This is a genomic window from Micromonospora rhizosphaerae (assembly GCF_900091465.1).
GTDB lineage: Bacteria > Actinomycetota > Actinomycetes > Mycobacteriales > Micromonosporaceae > Micromonospora > Micromonospora rhizosphaerae.
In genome coordinates this window covers 1787519-1808744 of record NZ_FMHV01000002.1, presented here as the reverse complement: position 1 = coordinate 1808744, position 21226 = coordinate 1787519, and the positions used below count along the sequence as shown (strand labels likewise).

Sequence of the window (21226 nt, the reverse complement as noted above, 5' to 3'; positions counted from 1 at the left end):
CGCTATCATGCGCAGTCTGTAGCGACTCCCTGAACCGCCGGCCGCGCCGACTGAAGGATAGCGACCGGGGTTATGGGTCTCCTGACCGCCGCGTAGGCTCGTGCATGATGGGCGTCGACGCCGACCGGCGACCACAAGAAGACAAGTCCCCCACCGGTGCCCGGCCAGGCGCCGCAGCCGATTGCGACGCAAGGAAGCGCCGCCAGCGCGAGCGGAGAAGACAGGCGTGACCATCCCGTACCCGAACACCCAGCCGATGCCGGCCATCGCCGCGGTGACCCCGCCCTCCGGCGCGGCCCGGCCCCGGGTGACCTTCCTGGGCACCGGTTACCTCGGTGCGACGTACGCCATCTGCTATGCGGAGCTTGGCTACGAGGTGCTCGGCTTCGACGTCGACGCGGACAAGATCGCCAAGCTGAACGCCGGCGAGGTGCCGATCCACGAGCCGGGCCTGGACGAGCTGCTCCGGCGCAACCTGGCCGCCGGCCGGCTGCGCTTCAGCACCGACATCGCCGAGACCGCCGAGTTCGGCGACGTGCACTTCATCTGCGTCGGCACCCCCCAGCGCGCCGACGGCATGGGCGCCGACCTGTCGTACGTCGAGGCGTCGGTGACCAGCCTGGCCCAGCACCTGACCCGCAAGGCGCTGATCGTCGGCAAGTCGACCGTGCCGGTGGGCACCGCCGAGTGGGTCGAGCAGCTGGTCGACAAGCACACGCCGGCCGACCTCGGCATCGAGGTGGCGTGGAGCCCCGAGTTCCTTCAGGAGGGCTTCGCCGTCGACGACGTGTTGCGGCCCAACCGGATCGTGGTCGGCGTCAAGAGCGAGTGGGCCAACGGCATGCTCTACGCCGCCCACAAGGGCGTCTTCGACCTGGCCGCCACCGAGGACCGCGAGGTGCCGCTGGTGGTCACCGACTTCGCCACCGCCGAGCTAGTCAAGGTCGCCGCGAACGCCTTCCTGGCCACCAAGATCTCCTTCATCAACGCGATGGCCGAGGTCTGCGAGGCGGCCGGCGGCGACGTCACCCAGCTGGCCCGCTCCATCGGCTACGACCCCCGGATCGGCAACCGCTTCCTCCAGGCCGGTCTCGGCTTCGGCGGCGCCTGCCTGCCCAAGGACATCCGGGCCTTCCAGGCCCGCGCCCAGGAGCTCGGCGCCGGCGAGGCGTTGCGCTTCCTGCACGAGGTCGACCTGATCAACCTGCGCCGCCGGACCCGGGTGGTCCAGCTCGCCGCCGAGCTGCTCGGCCGCCGGTCCGGCCCGGCCGGCCCGGACCTCTCCGGCACCCGGATCGCGGTGCTCGGCGCCACCTTCAAGCCGAACACCGACGACGTCCGCGACGCCCCGGCGCTCGCGGTCGCCTCGCTGCTCGGCAAGGCCGGCGCGGACGTGCACGTGTACGACCCGCAGGGCACCGAGAACGCCCGGCGGGCGGTACCCGAGCTGACCTACGAGGAGAGCATGAACGACGCCGTCAGCGGCGCCGATCTGGTCTGCGTGCTCACCGAGTGGGCCGAGTTCCGCAACGCCGACCCGGTCGCCCTGGGCGAGCTGGTCGACGGCCGCCGGGTGGTCGACGGCCGCAACTGCCTCGACTCCACACTGTGGACCCAGGCGGGCTGGGAGTACCGCGGCATGGGCCGCCCCTGACCCCGACCGTTTCGGCTCGGCGCGGCTGACGCCGCGCGCGACCCGGAACCGGTCGGCCGCACGTAGCGGCCGGCCGTGGCACTCCCGCCACGGCCGGCCGCTTCCATTTGTCGCCCCGAACGCGCCGGCAACGGTCGAAATCCGCGCCTGCTCAAGGCATGCTGCGACAGTGGAGGTCCACAGTGCGGGCCGGCCGGACGGAGGGGTGTCGTGCAGAGCTACAAGTGCGCCTCGTGCGGCCAGGAGATCAAGCCGGCCGCCCAGTGCCCGCACTGCGGCGCGGACCAGCCTCAGTGGATCGAGCACGTGGCGGAGATCGAGCGCTCCATCGCCGAAATGAAGGCCCGCGAGGCCGCCATCCTCGCCGAGCAGCGGCAGATCGCCGCCAAGATGCAGGCCGCCCTCTTCCAGCGGGACATCCTCGCGCACGCCGGTGAGGAGCGGCTGAAGCAGACCACCCGGCCCCGCCGGGTGTTACGCCGGCGTCCCGGCCGGCGCCCACCGACGGCCGCCACCGGCGCGCCGCCCCGGGTGCCCCGGCAGGGCACCGCGCCGCCCGGCCAGGAGGATGGCCCGCCACCGCCGCCCCGGTCCACCGCGCACTGGCTCGACGTCGACGACCCGGAGCACCCGCCGGAGGCCTCCTCGCGAGAGGTGCAGAACATCCCGCTCGGGCTCGGCGCGCTGCTGCTCGGCGTCGCCGCGGTGGTCTTCGCCGCGGTCGCGACCAGCTCGATGGACGCGCTGGCCCGGCTCGGCGTGCTGCTGGTCGCGACGGTGCTGATGCTGCTCGCCCCGCCGGTGCTGGCCCGGCGGGGGCTCACCTCGACCGCCGAGACGATCGCCGCGGTCGGTCTGCTGCTGGTACCGCTGGCCGGGTACGCGCTCTGGGCGGTCGACCGGGTCGGCGGCGCCGCCTCGGGCTCGGTCTTCGCCGGGTCCATCTTCGCGGCGACCACCGTGGTGGCCTTCGGGTACGCCCGCTGGACCGGGCTGCGCGCACCCCGGTTCGCCACGGTGCTCGCCGCCCAACCGGTGCTGCCGCTGCTGGCGTACGACGGGATCGCCGGGCCGGCCGGCTGGGCGCTGGTGCTGACCGTGGTCGCCGTCGTCGACCTCGGCCTGGCCCGCTCGACGGTGGTCGTCGAGCGACCGGTCCGCCAGGACCTCCCCGCCCCACCACCGGCGCCGACCCCGCCCCGGCAGCGCTCCGCCGAGGGCCGGCCGGAGGCGGATCCCGAGGAGGCCGACGAGGTGCTCGCGGCGGACGCCGCCGATTCGACGCCCGAGCCGGCCCGCCCGGTGCCCTGGCTGCCCGAGCTGACCTGGGTGCTGCACGGCGGGATGGTCGCCGTCGCCCTGGCGTACGCGGTCACCGCGCTGCTGCGCGCCGACACGGTGCCGGCCGCCGCCCGAGCGGCTGCCGTGCTGCTGCTCGCCGCACTGGTCGGGCTGGCCGGCACGCTGGTGCTACGTCGACCGCCGCTGCCCGACGTCGGCGCCGGCATCGTCACCCTCGCCGTCATCGGCGCGCTCGGCCGGGTCGCCTCGGTCGCCCTCCCCGGCCGGTCCCTGCTGCTCATCGCGGCCGTCATCACGCTCACCGGGGTGGCCGTGCGGGCCGTACCGGAGTGGGCCCGGCGCGGGCCCCAGCTGGCCTCGGCCGTGGCGCTGACGGTCAGCGGCCTGGTGGTCGCCGGTGGCGCGCTACGGGCCGGGCTGGCCCCGGTCCGCGCCGCGCTGCCCGCCTGGGCGGCGGACCTGGACCGGTGGCACGCCGTACTGTCGGCCGCGGTCGGTCCGGCCGCGTGGCAACTGGCCGCCAGCGCCTTCCTGCTCACCATCGCCGCGGTGCTGGCCCTGCCGCCGGAGATCCGTCGGGACTTCGCGGTGGTCGGGGCGGCGTTGACCGCGCTCGCCGTGCCGGCCTCCCTCGGGCTGGGCTGGGCGACCGCCCCCTGGCCGATGCTGCTGACCGCGGTGGGCATTGGCCTGCTCGGGCTCTCCGTGGGCACCGAACGATCCGCGCAGGTGCACGCAGTCACCGCGGCCGCGCTGGGCCTCGTCGGGGCCGGGGCGGCGCTCGCCCGCCCGGCGTTGACCACCGCCGCCCTGGTCACCCTCTTCATCGCCGGCGCGCTGATCTCGCTGGCGCCCCGGGCCCGGCCCGCACCGAGCCCGGCGGACGCGCTCTCCGGCTGGGCGGCCGGCGGCGCGGCGTTCGCGCTGCCGGGGGCGGTGGCCGCGTTCGTCGCCGCCACCGTGCCGACCGACCCGACGCCCACCCCGGCCAGCCTGCGCGACGTCACCGTCGCGGTGCTGGCGGCGAGCTTTCTCGGGGTCTGCGTCACCCTCGGGTACGCCGCCATCCTCCAGGTGGCGGAGCGGCACATCAGCCTGCCGCACGCGGTCGGCACCGGGCTGGGCGCGCTGGCGGTCGCCGCGGCCGCGTTCGGGGCCCCCGGGACCACCACCGCCGACGCCTGGGTGGGTGCGCTGCTGCTGGTTGCCGCGGTGCTGCTCTTCCTCGCCCCGTCCATCGACCGGGGTCGCCGCTCCGACCTCACCCTGGACGGCTCCGACCTGGCCGCCGCCGCGACCACCGCGGCGCTGATCGCCACCCTGGTCCGGATCGCCGCCGTGCTGGCCCCCGGCGGTCAGCTCGTGGTGGCCGCCGCGCTGGTCCTGGTGGTCACCGTGGCGGTCCGGGCGCTGCCGCAGGAGTGGCGGCGCGGACCGGTCCTCGGCACCGCGATCGGCGCCACCCTGATCGGGCTGATCGCCGGCTGGAGCGCGCTGCGCGGCGGGGTCGGGGTGCTCGCCACCCCCGGTCCGATCTGGGCGGGCGACCTCACCGGCTGGCCGGCCGCGCCGACCGGCGGGGAGACCTGGCAGGCCCCGGTCGCGCTGGCGCTGCTGGCCGTCGCCGCCGGCATCCTGCTGCCGCCACCGTGGAAGTATGACGTGGCCGGCGCGGCCGTCGTGCTGGCCACCATCGGCACCCCGGCCGCCTTCGACCTGCCCTGGTGGTCGCCGGTGCTGGTGGGGGCGGCGGTCGCCACGGTCTACGGCATGGCGGCGGTGGCCGCGGTCGATCCCCGGGCGGCGCTGTCCCGGGCCACGGTGGCCGGGGTGGTCGCCCTACACGCGACCGGCGCCGGGCTGGTCCGCCCGTGGACCACCGCCCTGGCGCTCGGCAGCATCGCGCTGATCGGGGTGGTGGTGGCCGCCCTGGCCCGGGTGCTCGCGCCGCCGCTGGTCGAGGATATCGAGACCGAGGGGATGCCGCCGCACCTGGTACAGGTCGGGGGTGCGGCCGCGGGCGCCGCCCTGCTCGCCCTTCCCGGCGCGGTCGCCGCCCTGGCCGCCGAGTCCGGCCGCTCGGCGGAAGTGGTGCTCACCGCCGCGCTGGCCGCGTCCAGCCTCGGCCTGGCCGTGGTGGCGGTGGTCCGCCGTCAGGTCCCGGCGTATCTCCCGTACGCGAGCGCGGCCGTGGTCGGCGCCGCGACGGTCAGCGCGCTGGTCGCCATCGGCACCGGCCTGCCCGCCGGGGTGTATGCGGCCGCCGCGGCGCTGCTGGGCGTGCTCGCCGAGCTGGTCCGGGCCGTCACCACGCCACCCGCCGGCTCCGCCCAGCCGGTCCGGCGCTGGTCGGTGCTGCTGGACGGGGCGCTGCGCCGGCTCCCGGACGACGGCACCCAGCTGCGCTGGCGGGTCAGCCCGGCCGCCGGCGCGCTGGCCGCGGCGGTGCTGCCCACCGCCCTCGCGCTGGTGTCGCTGGCGCCACCGCTGGTGGTCGCCCTGGTCGAGCCGTTCCGGTCGCTGTCCCGGATCTGGCAGGGGCCGCCGCCGGAGCTGCTCACCCCGCCGGCCGACGCCGTCGGCCGGACGCACGTGCTGACCGCGCTGCTGCTCACCGCGACCGCCGCGCTCGCCGCCACCGGGTTCAGCGGCGGGCGACGGTCCCGGGCCGTGCCGGTGGTGCTGCCCGGCGCGGCGGTCACCCTGCTGATCACACCGGCGGCGCTCGGTCACGGCTGGCCGGAGACTGTGCTGGCCGGGCTGGCGGTCTTCACCATCTCGATGCTCGGGCTGGCCCTGACCCCACCCCCGCTGCTGGTCGAGCCAGCCCGGTCGTTGCGGGTGACCCGGGTGCTGGTCTTCGCGATCGGGCTGGCCGCCGGGGGCGCCGGGCTGGCCGGCAGCCTCGCCACCCGGGAGCTGACGCTGTTCACCCTGGGCGGGGCGGTCGGCGTCGGCACGGTCGCCGCGCTCTTCGGCACCACCCAGCGGGCCCGCATCCTCGGCTGGCTCTTCGCCTCGCTGATGGCCGAGCTCTTCGTGCTCACCCTGGGCCTGGTGGCCGGGCTGGCGGCGGTCTGGTCGGCGTTCGGGGTGCTGGCGGTCGGGGCGGCCCTGCAGGTCTTCGCCGCGACCCTGCCCCGGCTGCGCCAGCCCGAGGCGTACCGGGAGGCGGCCACCGTGGAGTGGAGCGGCTACGCCGCCGCGCTCATCGCCCTGGCCCTCGCGTTCGACTCGCCCCGGCACATCGCCGCGCTGCTGGCCGCCTGGGGCGCGGTCCTCGGGGTGGCCGCCAGCCGGCCGGGCCGACGGCCCGTGGAGCGGCGGATCCTGTTCTGGGCGGTGGTGGGATGCGAGATCAGTGCCTGGTGGATCCTGATGCGGGTGGCCGACGTGGCGCTGCCCGAGGCGTACACGCTCCCGTTCGCCGTGCTCGCCCTGCTGGTCGGGCTGCTGGAACTGCGCCACCGGCCCGACCTGTCGAGCTGGGTGGCGTACGGGCCGGCGCTGGTCGCCGCGTTCCTGCCGACCCTGGCGATCGTGCTGGCGACCGACACCAGCATGCTGCGGCAGGTGCTGCTGCTGCTCGGCGCCGTAGCGGTGCTGATCTTCGGCTCGACGAGCCGGCAGCAGGCACCGGTGATCGTCGGCGCCACGGTCACCGCGATCGCGGCGGTGCACGCCCTGGTCAGCCTCGGGCCGTGGCTGGTGCTGATCCCGTTCGGCTTCCTGCTGCTGGTGCTCGGCGCCAGCAACGAGCGCCGCCGCCGGGCCCAGGAACGCCTGCAGACGGCGCTGCGCGGCATGAGGTGAGAACGGAGGGTCATTGGACCACCGTCGCGGTCGGGCAGAGGGGTCCGGCTACGAGCGTGACCGCCGGCAGAGGGGTCCGGCTGGTTGAGCTGCCTCCGCAGCTCACTCCGCGGGTCCGCGCCTGTCACTGTCGGTGTCGGCCAGGGAGGTAGTCAGCCACCTCGTACCGCCCTTTGCTCTGCTGCAGCCCACGCAACAGCTACCGATGGTGAACGCTGCCCCCGCGCCTCGGCTTCTGAACGAACAGGAAACACGAGCTCAGGGGATGTGTTGCGTGGAGGGCAGCAGAGCAAGGCGGTATGGGAGGCTCGGGGTGCCGACACGCCGACCACGATGAGTAATTCCGCCACCGATGTCACTCACGTCGCGAGCCCCGCCGAGTCGCAGTCCCGCCGCCCATCCCGCGGCCCCCCGCCCGCGCAGGCGGCGGGGGACAGCCTCAGCCGAGGGTGGCGCGCAGGGCGGCGTCCTTCTCGGCGACCAACTCCTCCAGGCTCGCCTGGTACACGGCCATCCGCTCGAGCAGCGCCGGGTCCGAGGCGGCCAGGATGCGCACGGCGAGCAGCCCGGCGTTGCGCGCATTGCCGATCGACACGGTGGCCACCGGGACGCCGGCCGGCATCTGCACGATGGACAGCAGGGAGTCCATCCCGTCGAGGTACTTCAGCGGGACCGGCACGCCGATCACCGGCAGCGGGGTGACTGAGGCGACCATGCCGGGCAGGTGGGCGGCCCCACCCGCCCCGGCGATGATCACCTTGACGCCCCGGCCGGCGGCGGCACGGCCGTACTCGATCATCTTGACCGGGGTCCGGTGCGCGGAGACGACGCCGACCTCGTAGGGCACCTCGAACTCGTCCAGCGCCTCCGCGGCGGCCTTCATGACCGGCCAGTCGGAGTCGCTGCCCATGATGAGACCGACGGTGCTCACCGGGCCCGCCTTTCGTTCGCCGACTGCGGGGCTCGCAAGCTCACTCCTCGCGCTCACCGGGCCCGCCTCTCGTTCGCGACTGCGGGGCTCGCAAGCTCACTCCTCGCGCTCACCGTCACCCTCCCGGAGCCGGCGGGCGGCTCGCGCGGCCCGCGCCCGGACGTCCGCCAGGTCGTCGCCGAGCACCGTGACGTGCCCGATCTTGCGGCCCGGCCGCACCTGCTTGCCGTACAGGTGCACCTTGGCACCGGGCTCGGCCGCGAAGAGGTGGTGCAGCCGCTCGTCGATCGACATCCCGCCCGGCTCGCCGCCGAGCACGTTCGCCATCACCACGACGGGCGCGGTCAGCGAGGTGTCCCCCATCGGGTAGTCGAGCACGGCGCGCAGGTGCTGCTCGAACTGCGACGTGCGGGCCCCCTCGATGGTCCAGTGCCCCGAGTTGTGCGGGCGCATCGCCAGCTCGTTGACCACGATCGCCGGCCGGCCGGTCGCGTCGGTCACCTCGAACAGCTCGACCGCGAGCAGGCCGACCACGCCGAGCGCGGTGGCCAGGTCGATGGCGAGCTGCTGGGCGGCGACCGCCAGCTCCTCCGACAGGCCGGGGGCGGGGGCGAGCACCTCCACGCAGATGCCGTCCCGCTGCACGGTCTCCACCACCGGGTACGCCGCCACCTGCCCGAACGGCGACCGCGCGACCTGCACCGCCAGCTCCCGGCGCAGCGGCACCCGCGCCTCCACGATCAGCGAGGTGCCGCCGGCGAGCAGCGTGCCGGCCAGCTCGGCCGCCTGCGTCGCGTCCTCGACCATCCAGACGCCCCGGCCGTCGTAGCCGCCCCGGGCCGCCTTCAGCACCACCGGCCAGCCGATCTCGTCGCCGAAGCCGACCAGGTCGGCGGGCTCGGTGACCGGCCGCCAGGCGGGGTTCGGGGCGCCCAGCTCACCGAGCCGCTCCCGCATGATCCGCTTGTCCTGCGCGTGCAGCAGCGCGTCGGCCGATGGGAAGAGCTTCACCCCCTCGTCGGCGAGGGTGCGGAGGTGCTCGGTCGGCACGTGCTCGTGGTCGAAGGTGACCACGTCGCAGCCCTTGGCGAAGGTGCGCAGCGCGGCCAGGTCGGTGTGGTCGCCGTACTGGACGTCGGCCGCGACCAGCGCGGCGCCGTCGTCCGGGGCGAGTGCCAGCACGCGCAGCGACTGGCCGAGGGCGATCGCGGCCTGGTGGGTCATCCGGGCCAGCTGCCCTCCGCCCACCATGCCGACAACAGGCAGTCCGGTACGGGAATCCATAGCGGCCCCAGACTATCCGGGAAACCGACGCCCACCGTCGGCGAGGGCCGGACCGGCCGCCGACTGGCACGACGGTAGGACGGGCAAATCCTCGATGGTGGCCGGCTTCGCCGGACGCCGACCGACCGTCCCGGCGCTCCCGGTGATCGTCCGGCGTCCGCTGCGGGTCAAGCCGCGCGGAGCATCTTGACCGCCGCGGCGGCACCGTGCTCAGCGATCAGATGCACGACCGACGGGTTGCTGAGCCCTCGGCCGGTGCGCGGCGCCGTCCAGCGCTGGATCTCGATTTCGACGCCGGCGCGCCGGAACGCCTCCTGGTCGAGGTACGTCGCCCCTGGCTCGCCGGTGACGTATCGGGTGCCGCCGACCCGCTGGACGAGCTCCAGCATCAGCTCGCCCTTGGCCGAAACCGGATTGAGCGTCGAGCTGCGCACTACCCGCGTGGGATTCCCGAAAAGCTTCGTCACCTGCTCGAAGCTCCGCCAGCACACCTCCTCGATACGGCTGACCTCCGAGCCGTACACCGCGTCCATTGCGGGCTCGAGCTCGTGCCAACCGATGGCCTTGCCGTAGCAGTGGCGCATCGTGAGACCGTGTTTGCGCCACCCGTCGTTAAGGCCCGCATCCCGCCACGGCACGTTACGCGTGCCCCGCAGCGGCAGGCGCAGGCAGATGGGCTCTCCGGCGCGCGACTCCACGACCGTGCGGTCCTCCCACTTGGTGCGCGACCGCGCGAACTGCACATGATCCAGCCAGACGAACACATCGGCGTTCAGGTAACGGTTCCAGAAATGGCACCGGGCCCAGTACGTCGGCTGGAGAATCATCACCCGCACGGCGCCACCTGGCGTAGCACCCGGAATCCCTCGGCGAAGGGGAGTCCCACGGCCTCGCCGCGCAGACGCGCCCACGCGTCCACCACCTCCCGGGTCACCATGTCCCGGCCCTGCTGCGACCGTTCGTAAACGGTGATTGCATCCAGCTTGAGCTTGTGCACGCCGGTGGTGTCGACGAAGTAGTTCAGCTCCGACTCGCGCCCGCTGCGGCTCCACGCCGAACCGGGATACTCGTACGTCGCCACAAACGGCGCGGTGTAGCCGCGGCGCGACAAGGGACGGGTCGCGGCGATGCCGCACTCATACACGGTGACGTGGTCCTGGTGATAGGACGGCTCGGGGATCAGCACCTGCTGGGGTCGTTCGTCGTGCAGCACGTCCTCGAACCGGCGGATCAGCTCCGACCGGTCGACCTGCTGCAGTCTGGAGTCGTACTCCTTTTCATAGAGCACCTTGTAGCGGAAACCCAGCAGCTGTGCGACCTCGTCGATGTCGCTGTCGGGCACGTTCGTACGGACGGCGAAGACCACAAGGGGGTCGCTGGCGAGCGCGAGGAGACCGCCACAGCCGAGCGTCTCGTCGTCCATGTGCGGAGCCAGAATCACGAGATCGGACAACGTTCCTCCATCAGGTCTGATGCGCTGGGTGAGCTGCGGGTCGGCGATGCGACCTCGTCGCCACAATACCCGCAATTCGCGCAGAACCGGACGGAAAGCCCATCAGGCCCTTCTCGGGCGCAACCGCAGCTCGGCTGTCAGCCGGCTTCCACTACGACGCGGCGGGGGCCGCGGGTCACCTCACGGGCGGTCCGGCGGGCGATCAGGACCGAGCCGATCACGGTGGGCGCCAGCCAGGCGACGGGGTTGCCGTCGGTCATCTGCACCGCGAACCCGGTGACGAAGGCGATCACGGTGCTGCCCATCAGGTTGAGGTGCCAGATCCGCCAGCCCCGGCCGCCGAGGCCGCGCGGGCGGCGGCGGGCGAACCAGAGCCCGCCGACCAGCCAGCCGAGGGTCAACGCACCCAGGAGGGCCAGCCCCCAGAGCCGGGCCGGGTCGAAGGCGAAGAGGCCGAAGGCGCTCAGGCTCAGGCCGACGGCGGCCCCCGCGTAGACCCGGCCGAGCAGGGTGTGCCGGCCCCGGCGCTTCGGGGCGAGCAGCACCGGCAGGGCGAGCAGCAGCCCGATGGTGCCGCTGACGGCGTGGATCAGGACGAGAACGGTGTGCATGACGCCCTCCCCTGACATCCCACTGTGGGAGGTCGATGCGTTTCATCCTCCAACCTGACACAATGGGATGTCAAGTGAAATCGAAGGAGTCCGCCATGACCACCCGGCCGTTGAACGCCACCGCCGCCTCGCTGCTCGGCTTCCTGCACGACGGTCCGATGACCGGGTGGGACCTGGTGGCGGTCGCGGAGCAGCGGATCGGCGCGTTCTGGTCGCTGACGCAGAGCCAGGTCTACCGGGAGCTGGCCGCGATGGGCACGGCCGGACTTGTCCGGGCGGGCGAGCGCGGCCGCCGCGACCGGCAGCCGTACGAGATCACCGACGCCGGCCGGGCCGCCTTCGCCGAATGGGCCGCCCGACCGCCGGCCGAGGAGACCATCCGGTTCCCCCTGCTGCTCACCGTGCTCTTCGGCCGGCACCTGCCGCCGGGCCGGCTGGCCGACTTCCTCGCTCAGCACCGGGCCGCCCATGCCGAGCGGCTGGCCGGGTACGAGCAGGTCGCCGCCGCGCTGCCGGCCGACGCGGCCGCCGTCGACCCGTACTCGGTGGCCACCCTGCGCTTCGGCCTGGCGTACGAGCGGGCGGCGCTCGACTGGTTCGACGCCCTGCCACCCGCGCTGCGCGGCCCGACGGCCGCCCCCGAGGATGCTCGGAGCGACGCCGCAAGCGGACCGGCGGCCGACGGCGGCAACCCGCGCCGAGGCGAGCGGAGTCGGCGGCTGGGATGATCGTGGGATGATGACCACCCGCGAGATGCTTCGCGCCCTGCCGGTGCTGGCCCAACAGATGCCCTCCTTCGACCCGGCCACCGTGCCGGCGGAGCCGACGGCGCTCTTCGCCGACTGGCTCGCCGAGGCCGTGGCCGCCGGCGTGGACGAACCGCACGCGATGACCCTGTCGACCGTCGACGCCGACGGCGCGCCGGACGCCCGGGTGCTGATCCTCAAGGACCTCGACGCCACGGGCTGGCACTTCGCGACCAGCTCGGTCAGCGCCAAGGGACGCCAGCTCGCCACGAATCCTCGGGTCGCGCTCAGCTTCCACTGGCGGGAGCAGGGCCGCCAGGTCCGGGTACGCGGCACCACCGTGCCGGCCGACCCGGACGTTTCCCGGCAGGACTTCCTGGCCCGGCCGGAGGGCTCCCGGATCGCCACCCTGGCCGGTCGGCAGAGCGCCGTCCTCACCGACCGGGCCGAGCTGGACCGGGAGCTGGCCGACGTGCGCGCCCGGCTGGCCGCCGAACCCGGCCTGGTCGCCGAGTCACACACCGTGTACGCGGTGGCGCCGGAGACGGTCGAGTTCTGGCAGGCCGACCCCGAGCGCCGGCACGTCCGGCTGCGCTACCGGCGGACCGACCACGGGTGGGAGCGGGAGCTGCTCTGGCCCTGACCCCCGGATCAGCGCAGCTGCGCGACCAGGTCGTCGACGGAGGTCACCGGCCGGTCGCAGACGAAACCCCGGCAGACGTACGCGGTGGGCCGGTCGTCGAGGGTCGGCCGGTCGGCGAGGAGCGGCACCCCCGGCTGGTCGGTCCGGCCCGCCACGACCACCGCCCCGGGCGGCGCGTGCCGGTGCGCCGCGGCGACCAGCGGATCACCGGCCGGATCGTCGGTGACCACGGCGATCTCGTACGGCCCGGAGAGCAGTGCCTCGCCGACCGCCGCCGCGTACCCGGTGAACCGGGCGTGCCGGCTGACGAGCGGCGCCACGGTCGACAGGGCCGCCTCGGCGGCCTCCCGGTAACGCACCTGCCCGCTCAGCGCCGCGTACGCGACCAGCGCCGCCACGATGGCGGAGCGCCCCGCGGGGGTGGCGTTGTCGGTCGGGTCGGCCGGCCGGGTGACCAGCCGCTCGGCGTCGTCGGCAGTGTCGAAGAACCCGCCGTCCGGGGCGGCGAACCGGGCCAGCGCGACCTCGAGGAGCTGACCGGCCAGTTCCAGCCAGCGCCCCTCGCCGGTGAGCTGGTGCAGCGCGCAGAACGCCTCGGCGACGCAGCCGTAGTCCTCCAGCACGCCGGCCGGCTCGCCGACCGCCTTGTCCCGGGAGACCCGGCGCAGCCGGCCGTCCACGATGTGCACCCCCGCCAGATGCTCTGCCGCGTCCCGCATGGCGCCGTCGGCGACGATGGTGACGCCCTCCATCAGGTTCACGTCCTCGTCCTCGGGCGACGCGTACAGGGCGACGACCTGCTGGAACTCGGCGATCGCGGTGATCGCCAGGCCGTTCCAGGCGGCCACCACCTTGTCGTCGCGGGCCGGCTGGGGCCGGTTGTCCCGCGCGGCCAGCAGCCGGCCGACGACGTCCTGCCAGCGCCGACGCACCGCCGGGTCGGCGTCGTCGATGTCCCGAGCCAGCCGCAGCACGCTGGTGCCGCCCTCAAAGCTGCCCTCGTCGGTGACGGCGAAAAGGTCGGCGGCCCACCGGCCGTCCTCCTCCCCCAGCACCTCGACCAGCTGGGCCGGCGTCCAGACGTAGGTGAGCCCCTCCACGCCCTCGGTGTCCGCGTCCAGCGCCGAGGCGAAACCCTCCCCGGGCCGGTGCAGCTCGTCGGCGAGGAACCGCGCGGTGTCCCGAGCCACCCGCCGGGCCAGCGGGTCGCCGGTGAGCCGCCAGAGCTGGGTGTAGACCCGCAGCAGCAGCGCGTTGTCGTAGAGCATCTTCTCGAAGTGCGGCACGGTCCAGTGCGCGTCCACGGAGTAGCGGGCGAAGCCGCCGGCGAGCTGGTCGTGGATGCCGCCGCGGGCCATCGCCTCGCAGGTGTGCCGGACCATCTCCAGACTCCGCTCCGAGCCGGTGCGCTGGTGGTGGCGGAGCAGGAAGAGCAGGTTCATGTGGGGCGGAAACTTCGGCGCCCCGCCGAACCCGCCGTTGGTCTGGTCGTACTCCGTGGCGAGCTGGCCGGCCGCGGCGTCGAGCAGGTCGGCGGTGAGCGGCGCGGTCAGGCCCCCCACGGCCTGGGCGCCGCCGATCGCCTCGACCACCGCGGCGCCCTGCCGGAGCACGTCCTCCCGCTGGTCCCGCCACGCGGTGACGACCGAGCCCAGCAGCCGGATGAAGTTGGCCCGGGGGAAGTAGGTGCCGCAGAAGAACGGCGTGCCGTCCGGGGTGGCGAAGACGGTCATCGGCCAGCCGCCCTGCCCGGTCATCGCCTGGGTGGCGGTCATGTAGACCGCGTCGACGTCCGGCCGCTCCTCGCGGTCCACCTTGATCGACACGAAGCTGTCATTCATCAGTTCGGCGACGCCGTCGTTCTCGAACGACTCGTGCGCCATCACGTGACACCAGTGGCAGGCCGCGTAGCCGATCGAGATGATCACCGGCACATCCCGCCGCTTCGCCTCGGCGAACGCCTCGTCGCACCAGGGCCACCAGTCCACCGGGTTGTTGGCGTGCTGAAGCAGGTAGGGCGAGGTGGCGTTCGCGAGTCGGTTCACCCGACGACCATAACCAGCAGCAGGCGTCCCCGCCGGGCGCTCCAGGGGTCGGCGGCGGGTCAGGAGGCGCCGTCGGCGCGAAGCGGGAAGACGTTGCCCTGGGCAGAGTCGAGCAGCGACCCCAGCACCGCGCCGATCTTGTCCGCCGGCATCGGCTTGAAGAAGTGGTAGCCCTGGGCGGCCGTGCAGCCCAACTCGGCCAGGGCGGACCGCTGCTCGGCGGTCTCCACCCCCTCGGCCACCACCCGCAGCCCCAGCTCATGGGCGAGCCCGACGGTGGTCCGGACGATCGCCGCCGCCTCCGGCGAGTCGACCATCCGGATCACGAAGGAGCGGTCGACCTTGAGCTCGTCCACGGCGATCCGGGTCAGGAAGGTCAGCGACGAGAACCCGGTGCCGAAGTCGTCGACCGAGAGCCGCACTCCCATCGACCGAAGCGTGGCGAGCACCTCGTCGATGATTTCCAGTTCGCTCATCACGACGGTCTCGGTGATCTCCAGGACCAACCGGCGCGGCGGCACCTGGTGCCGGCGCAGCGCCTCGGCAATCTCCGCCGGCAGCCGGGGATCGAGCAGGCTACGCGCCGAGAGGTTCACCGAGATCGGCACGTCGAGCCCCTGACGGGCCCAGTCGGCGGCGACGGCGAGCGCCTTGTCCAGCACGTACCGGGTGAAGGCGCCGAGCTGCTCGCTGTTCTCCACCGGCCGGATGAAGTCGGCCGGGCCGAGCCAGCCACGCCGCGGGTGCCGCCAGCGGATCAGCGCCTCCACCCCGGTCGGGGCGCCGGTGGTCAGGTCCACCGCCGGCTGGAGGGCCAGCACGAGCTGGTCATCGGCATCCAGGGCCTCCCGCAGCTCCGCGAGCAGCGCCAGCTGGTCGGTACTCGCGGCGTCCCGGGAGCTTTCGTACGCGGCGACGCTGCCGCCGCCCTCCTTCGCCTGGTACATCGCGATGTCGGCCCGACGCAGCAGCTCGGTCAGGTCGGCGGTGCCGGCGTCGGCGACCACCACCCCGACGGAGACCTCGACGGACATCCGCACCCCGGACACCTCGGTCGGTGCGGCGAGCCGCTCGGCGATCTCCCGGGCCTGCCGCAGCGCGTACGCCATCGGGGCGGTCCGGTTGCCGACCACCGGCACCGTGGTCAACAGCAGGGCGAACTCGTCGCCGCCGAGGCGCGCGAGGAGGTCCCCCGGGCGGGCGAGCGCCCGCAACCGGCTGGCGGTCAGCCGCAGCAGCTGGTCACCGGCCGCGTGCCCGAGCGTGTCGTTGACCTCTTTGAACTGATTGATGTCGAGGAGCAGCAGCGCGACCGGGTGGTTGTGGGCGAGCTGCCGCAGCGCCTGGTCGCCCTTGCTCAACATGGCGGCCCGGTTGGCCAGCCCGGTGAGCTGGTCGTGCACCGCCTCGTACGAGGAACGCGCGGTGACCAGCCGCAGCTCGCGGTGGGTCGCGGCGTCGTGCAGCGCGGCGGCCAGGGCGTCCCCGAAGGCGGCAACGGCGTCCCGTTCCCGGGCGGTGGGCGGGGCGGACCGGGGAAAGTGGACCCGCAGCTCGCCAACCACGACGCTGCCCACGGTCAGCGAGCGGACCAGCTCGTGCTCGCTCGGCTCGGTACGCCCCGGCGCCTCCACCTCACGGTCGCGCACCTGACCACCCAGGTCTGCCCGGTAGCACCGCCACCGGCCGTCGCCCCGGGCCACGTCCACATCGACCAGATCGGCGCCGAACAGGCTGCGGGCACCGGTGACGGCGGCGGTGGCGACCCGACGCTCGTCGAGCTGGTTGAGCGCGGCCGTGGCCTCCGCGAACGCCTGCCACGTGCGCCGCTCCTGGTCAGCCCGGAGCCGGTGGCGGTAGGTCTGCTGAAGCAACCAGAGCGGCGGCGGGAGCAGCAGCAGCCAGCGGGCGTCGATCTCCAGCAGCGCGACGACCACCAGGCCGACGGCCACGTTGCCGACGAACATGAGCAGCTTGCCGCGGAGCGCGGCGAGCAGCGGCGGTCCGATCGGGACGCCGTGCCGCAGCGCCAGGGACGCCCCACCGAGCCAGGCGGTCGCGAGCAGGTACGTCACCGAGCCGGCGCTCAGCGCCAGCGCGAGCGCCGGGGTCGGCGCGGCGAGCAGCGGCTGCCCCAGCGCGCCGGCCACCGCGACGGCGAGCGCGGTGGCGGCGGTCAGCGAGGTGGCGATGCGGACGAGTTCGACCACGGGCCGACGGTCCGCGAGCAGGGACATGGCCGTCCAGGCGATCCCGGTGCCGAGCAACGCCGCCGCCGGCAGCCAGCCGGCCGGCACCAGGTAGAGGCAGATGATGAGGGCAGCCTCGCCCCAGGTGATGCTGACCATCCCGGCCGCGGTGCGAAACTGGAGCCGGGCGAGCTGGGCGGCGGCGAACACGGCGACGGCGACGCCGAAGCGGGCGGGCGCCGGGAGCGGGTCGTCCGGGGGGAGCGACACGGGAACGGTCAGGCCCACCACGGCGGCCGCCAGGGCGGCGACCGTGACGACGGCGGTCAGCAGGAGCACCCGGGGCGGGGTCCCCCGCAGGCCCAGCCGATCGGGCGGATGGTCGTCGCCGCCGGGGGTCACGGATCCACTCCGGCTGCCGACGGTGCGAGCTCACGGCGGGGGGCCGCGGTCACGATGGTCATCGGCGCCCCCTTCCGCGCACGGCTCGGGGACTTTTGGTCCCCCGGCGGAAGGCTAAGCCAAAGCCGGTGGTCGCAACAGGGGGCGACGACCGGCTTCGACGTGAATCATGCGTTGACTACCCGTTTCGGCGCTGCTGGGAGCCGTTGGGAGCGTTGGTGGGTGATTCCTGCGACGCGGTCCCGTCTGCCGGATCGACGACCGCCGCCTCGGTCCGCCCGCCGTCGGCCGGAGCGGCCTGCTCGGGGAACCGGTCCGGCAGTCGACGCAGCCGGGCGTTCATGTTGCGGATCAGCAGGACGGTGGCGGTGCCCAGCAGCAGGATGAGGAAGAGGCCCATCGGCCCGGCCAGACTACCCGTGCGGGTGTCACCGAAGTTGTTCTCCGCGAGCACCTGGGCAGCGGTCAGCATGGCGTTCCTCCGATGTGCGGTTGTCCACCAGCGTAGCCCGGCCGCCGATCAGCGGGCATGGCACGTCTCGCGGACGCCGGCGAACAGGTCCGACTCCGGCAACGGGCTGTCGACCAGCGAGCGGGCGAGCTGGAAGTCCTCGGTCGGCCAGGCGCGCCGCTGGAGCTCCATCGGGACGTGGAACCAGAAGCCGTCCGGGTCGATCTGGGTGGCGTGGGCGCGCAGGGCGTCGTCGCGGACCGGGAAGTACTCCGCGCACTCGACCCGCGTGGTGATGCGGGGCCCCTTGTCGGGACGGTCCTCCCAGCGCTCGAGCCACTCCTCGTACGGCGAGGCGAGACCGGCGGCGAGCATGCCCTCGTGCAACGCCATGATCTTGCCCTTGGAAAAGCCGATGTCGTAGTAGAGCTTGAGCGGCTGCCAGGGCTCGCCCAGCTCCGGGTAGCGCTCCGGGTCGCCGGCGGCCTCGAAGGCGGCGACGGACACCTTGTGGGTCATGATGTGGTCGGGGTGCGGGTACCCGCCCTCCTCGTCGTACGTGGTGACCACGTGCGGGCGGAACTGCCGCATCAGCCGCACCAGCGGACCGGCCGCGACCTCCACGTCCTGCAGGGCGAAGCACCCCTCGGGCAGCGGCGGCAGCGGGTCGCCCTCGGGCAGCCCCGAGTCGACGAATCCGAGCCAGGCCTGCTCGATGCCGAGGATCGCGCGGGCGGCGTCCATCTCGGCGCGGCGGATCTCCGCGATGTCGGCCCAGACCTCCGGCCGGTCCATCTTGGGGTTGAGGACGCTGCCCCGCTCACCGCCGGTGCACGTCACGACCAGGACATCCACCCCCTCGGCGACGTATTTCGCCGTGGTCGCGGCGCCCTTGCTCGACTCGTCGTCGGGATGGGCGTGCACGGCCATGAGACGCAGTTGCTCTGCCACCTTTGGCGCTCCTCGTCTTTGCCCGCCGGCGGACCCGAGGGTCGGGTCGACCGGCTGACCTGCCGGAATCTCCCCCGCGCCCGGAAATCCCCGTGCTGACCTGTCAACGTCACCGCTGACCTGCCATCCTTGGCTCAGCGCCGGGCTGGGAAGATGGACTCTGCCATTCTTGCCGATGCCGCCGACAACAACGCCAGGAGATACCCGCCGGTGACCGAGACGCACGCCACAGTCGCACCGGGTGCGCCGATTTTCCCACCCGGTCGGTACGGTCGCCGCCGGGAACCGGGACGCCGCCGCCCGCTGCTGGCGGCGCTGCTGGCCGCCGTCCTGGTGGCGGCGCTGGGGCTGCTGACGGTCAAGCTCTACACCCAGTACGGCGACCCCGAGTACGACGCCCAGGTCATCACCTACACGGGGATCACGGACACAGAGGTGCTGGTCGACTTCCGGGTCACCGTGCCCGAGGGCGGCTCGGCGACCTGCGTGCTGCGGGCCCGCTCCGCTGACGGCGCCGAGGTGGGCCGCGAGGAGGTCACGGTGACCGCGCGCCCGGGCGAACGGCAGGTCACCACCCGGCACCGGCTCGCCACCAGCGCCCGCCCCTTCATCGGCGAGGTGCTGCGCTGCCGGCCGGCGGCCTGACCTGCCCGGACACCGCCACCACCGGTCCCGTCACCGGCATCGCGGCGTGATCGGCGACACCTGGACACGTCCCGCACTGGTAACTTGGTAGTTCACCTGTCAGCCAGTCCCGCACAACCGAGGAGACCGCCTGTGTCCACCAATGACAACGAGGCGCCCGCCACCTGGCTGTCCCAGGACGCGTACGACCGCCTCCAGGCCGAGCTCGACGAGCTGATCGCCAACCGGCCGGTCATCGCCGCCGAGATCAACGCCCGGCGCGAGGAGGGCGACCTGCGGGAGAACGGTGGCTACCACGCCGCCCGCGAGGAGCAGGGCAAGGCGGAGGGGCGCATCCGCTACCTCCAGGAGCTGCTCCGCACCGCCAAGGTGGGCGAGGCCCCGAAGGCCGATGCGGTGGCACCCGGGATGGTGGTGACGATCTACTTCGACGACGACAAGGACGACACGGAGACCTTCCTGCTCGGCTCGCGGGAGATCGCCTCCACCACCGACCTGACCGTCTACAGCCCGGAGTCCGCGCTGGGCAAGGCGATCCTCGGCGGCCGGGCCGACCAGACCTGCACCTACACGGCCCCGAGCGGCGCCGACATCAAGGTGACCATCGTCAAGTTCGAGCCCTTCTCCGGCTGAGCCCGACCCGGACCCGTGCCGACAGGCCCGGGTCCGACCCCGACCGAGGCTGACAGGCCCGTCGGACCCAGCTACACCGCCCGCCCCGGCCGTCGTACGGCCCGGGGCGGGCGCGTGTCCAGGCCCGCCGGTCGGCGCCTCGGCGCTCTCGCAGCCTCACCCCTCGCCGGCGAAGACCACCTGGTAGCCGCTGGCCCGCAGGGCACTGATCAGGGTGTCGGAGTGCTCCACGCCCCGGGTCTCCACCGACAGCGCCACCTCCACCTCGCCCAGGCGCAGGTGCGGGTTGGCCCGCTGGTGCTCCACGTCGACCACGTTGGCCCGGTGCTCGGCGATCTCGGTGAGCAGCGAGGCGAGCTGACCCGGCCGGTCCGAGCACCGCACGGTGAATCGCAGATAGCGGCCGGCCGCCGCGAGACCGTGCTCGATCACCCGGAGCATCAGCAGCGGATCGATGTTGCCACCGGAGAGCACCGCCACCGCCGGGGCCGCCACCTCGACCGCGCCGGCCAGCAGCGCGGCCACCCCGACCGCCCCGGCCGGCTCCACCACCTGCTTGCCCCGCTCCAGCAGCATCAGCAGCGCCCGGGAGATGTCCTCCTCGGAGACGGTGACGATGTCGTCGACGAGCTTGCGGACGTGGGTGAAGGTGAGGTCGCCGGGACGGCCGACCGCGATGCCGTCGGCGATCGTCGAGAACGAGGGCAGGCGGACCGGCTCGCCGGCGACCAGCGAGGGCGGGAAGGCCGCCGCGGTGGCCGCCTGCACCCCGATCACCCGTACGTCGGGGCGAAGCGCCTTGGCCGCCACCGCGATCCCGGAGATCAGGCCGCCGCCGCCCACGCCGGTGACGATGGTCTTCACGTCCGGACACTGTTCGAGGATCTCCAGCGCCACCGTGCCCTGGCCGGCGATGACGTCCGGGTGGTCGAAGGGGTGGATCAGCACCGCCCCGGTCCGCTCGGCGAAGGTCTGCGCGGCGACCAGCGACTCGTCCACCGTGTTGCCGACCAGCTCGACCTTGGCGCCGTATCCCTTGGTGGCGGCGACCTTGGGCAGCGGCGCGTTCACCGGCATGAAGACCGTGGCGTGGGTGCCCACCAGCCCGGCGGCGAGCGCCACCCCCTGCGCGTGGTTCCCGGCGCTTGCGGCCACCACGCCGCGCGCCCGCTCCTCGTCGGAGAGCCGGGAGATCCGCACGTACGCGCCGCGCACCTTGTACGACCCGGCGCGCTGCACGTTCTCGCACTTCAGCCACGCCGGGCCGCCGAGCGCCGCGCTGAGCGGCCGGGAGGGCTCCAGCGGGGTGGTACGGGTGACGCCGGCGAGCAGCTCCCGCGCGGCCTGTACGTCGGCGAGACCGACCAGTTCAGTCATGCCCCGATCGTGCCACCCGAGGCCCCGGGTGCCGGCGGCGACGCCACGGTCCCGCCTGCCGACACCTGCGGCGACGACACGGTCACCGGCTGCGGC

The 21226-nt window shown here is 73.8% G+C and carries 16 protein-coding genes; 6 read left to right on the top strand and 10 right to left on the bottom strand.

What is annotated here, in order from left to right:
• Positions 1–226 precede the first annotated feature (226 nt).
• Positions 227–1654: a UDP-glucose dehydrogenase family protein gene (locus GA0070624_RS08785; protein WP_091338758.1), complete on the top strand. Its 1428-nt coding sequence runs from the start codon at positions 227–229 to the stop codon at positions 1652–1654.
• A 210-nt stretch (positions 1655–1864) separates the two neighbouring features.
• Complete coding sequence (locus GA0070624_RS08780) at positions 1865–6769, top strand: SCO7613 C-terminal domain-containing membrane protein (protein ID WP_091338755.1); 4905 nt, start codon at positions 1865–1867, stop codon at positions 6767–6769.
• Between the two features lie 439 nt (positions 6770–7208).
• Here GA0070624_RS08780 and purE read toward each other — a convergent pair whose 3' ends face one another.
• From purE to GA0070624_RS08755, 5 genes are all read right to left on the bottom strand, one after another.
• Positions 7209–7700 carry a 5-(carboxyamino)imidazole ribonucleotide mutase gene (gene purE, locus GA0070624_RS08775; RefSeq protein ID WP_091338753.1) on the bottom strand — a complete coding sequence of 164 codons (492 nt, stop codon included), beginning with the start codon at positions 7698–7700 and terminating at the stop codon, positions 7209–7211.
• Positions 7701–7796: 96 nt separating this feature from the next.
• Complete coding sequence (locus GA0070624_RS08770) at positions 7797–8984, bottom strand: 5-(carboxyamino)imidazole ribonucleotide synthase (protein ID WP_091338750.1); 1188 nt, start codon at positions 8982–8984, stop codon at positions 7797–7799.
• 167 nt (positions 8985–9151) lie between these two features.
• Positions 9152–9811, bottom strand: coding sequence for a WbqC family protein (locus tag GA0070624_RS08765; protein ID WP_245719134.1), 660 nt, complete (start codon positions 9809–9811; stop codon positions 9152–9154).
• Positions 9811–10437, bottom strand: a complete 627-nt coding sequence (locus GA0070624_RS08760; protein ID WP_141714962.1) for a PIG-L deacetylase family protein — start codon at positions 10435–10437, stop codon at positions 9811–9813. The genes GA0070624_RS08765 and GA0070624_RS08760 overlap by 1 nt, the downstream gene beginning before the upstream one ends.
• A gap of 137 nt (positions 10438–10574) precedes the next feature.
• Entirely contained in the window at positions 10575–11048 is a 474-nt protein-coding gene (locus GA0070624_RS08755; protein WP_091338740.1) for a hypothetical protein, read from the bottom strand.
• Between the two features lie 95 nt (positions 11049–11143).
• On the opposite strand from GA0070624_RS08755, the gene GA0070624_RS08750 reads away from it, so the two are divergent.
• Both GA0070624_RS08750 and GA0070624_RS08745 read left to right on the top strand, forming a co-directional pair.
• Positions 11144–11776 (top strand): PadR family transcriptional regulator, encoded by a 633-nt coding sequence (locus tag GA0070624_RS08750; protein ID WP_091338736.1) that lies wholly within the window; start codon positions 11144–11146, stop codon positions 11774–11776.
• A 10-nt stretch (positions 11777–11786) separates the two neighbouring features.
• Positions 11787–12437 carry a pyridoxine/pyridoxamine 5'-phosphate oxidase gene (locus GA0070624_RS08745; protein ID WP_091348419.1) on the top strand — a complete coding sequence of 217 codons (651 nt, stop codon included), beginning with the start codon at positions 11787–11789 and terminating at the stop codon, positions 12435–12437.
• An 8-nt stretch (positions 12438–12445) separates the two neighbouring features.
• Here the strand turns inward: GA0070624_RS08745 and GA0070624_RS08740 are convergent, their stop codons facing one another.
• The 4 genes from GA0070624_RS08740 to mca form a co-directional block, all read right to left on the bottom strand.
• Entirely contained in the window at positions 12446–14482 is a 2037-nt protein-coding gene (locus GA0070624_RS08740) for a thioredoxin domain-containing protein (RefSeq protein WP_091338732.1), read from the bottom strand.
• 59 nt (positions 14483–14541) lie between these two features.
• Entirely contained in the window at positions 14542–17037 is a 2496-nt protein-coding gene (locus GA0070624_RS08735) for a putative bifunctional diguanylate cyclase/phosphodiesterase (protein ID WP_176731992.1), read from the bottom strand.
• A 214-nt stretch (positions 17038–17251) separates the two neighbouring features.
• Positions 17252–17545 (bottom strand): hypothetical protein, encoded by a 294-nt coding sequence (locus GA0070624_RS08730; protein WP_091338723.1) that lies wholly within the window; start codon positions 17543–17545, stop codon positions 17252–17254.
• A gap of 48 nt (positions 17546–17593) precedes the next feature.
• Entirely contained in the window at positions 17594–18475 is an 882-nt protein-coding gene (mca, locus tag GA0070624_RS08725) for a mycothiol conjugate amidase Mca (protein ID WP_091338719.1), read from the bottom strand.
• Between the two features lie 210 nt (positions 18476–18685).
• Here mca and GA0070624_RS08720 point away from each other — a divergent pair, with 210 nt between their 5' ends.
• Together GA0070624_RS08720 and greA are read left to right on the top strand one after the other, a co-directional pair.
• The gene (locus tag GA0070624_RS08720; RefSeq protein WP_091338716.1) at positions 18686–19120 is read left to right on the top strand and encodes a DUF4307 domain-containing protein; all 435 of its coding nucleotides are present in this window, start codon (positions 18686–18688) and stop codon (positions 19118–19120) included.
• Positions 19121–19252: 132 nt separating this feature from the next.
• On the top strand, positions 19253–19753 hold the full coding sequence (gene greA, locus GA0070624_RS08715; protein WP_091338713.1) for a transcription elongation factor GreA: 501 nt from the start codon (positions 19253–19255) through the stop codon (positions 19751–19753).
• A 156-nt stretch (positions 19754–19909) separates the two neighbouring features.
• Here greA and ilvA read toward each other — a convergent pair whose 3' ends face one another.
• Entirely contained in the window at positions 19910–21130 is a 1221-nt protein-coding gene (ilvA, locus tag GA0070624_RS08710) for a threonine ammonia-lyase (RefSeq protein ID WP_091338711.1), read from the bottom strand.
• Positions 21131–21226 lie beyond the last annotated feature (96 nt).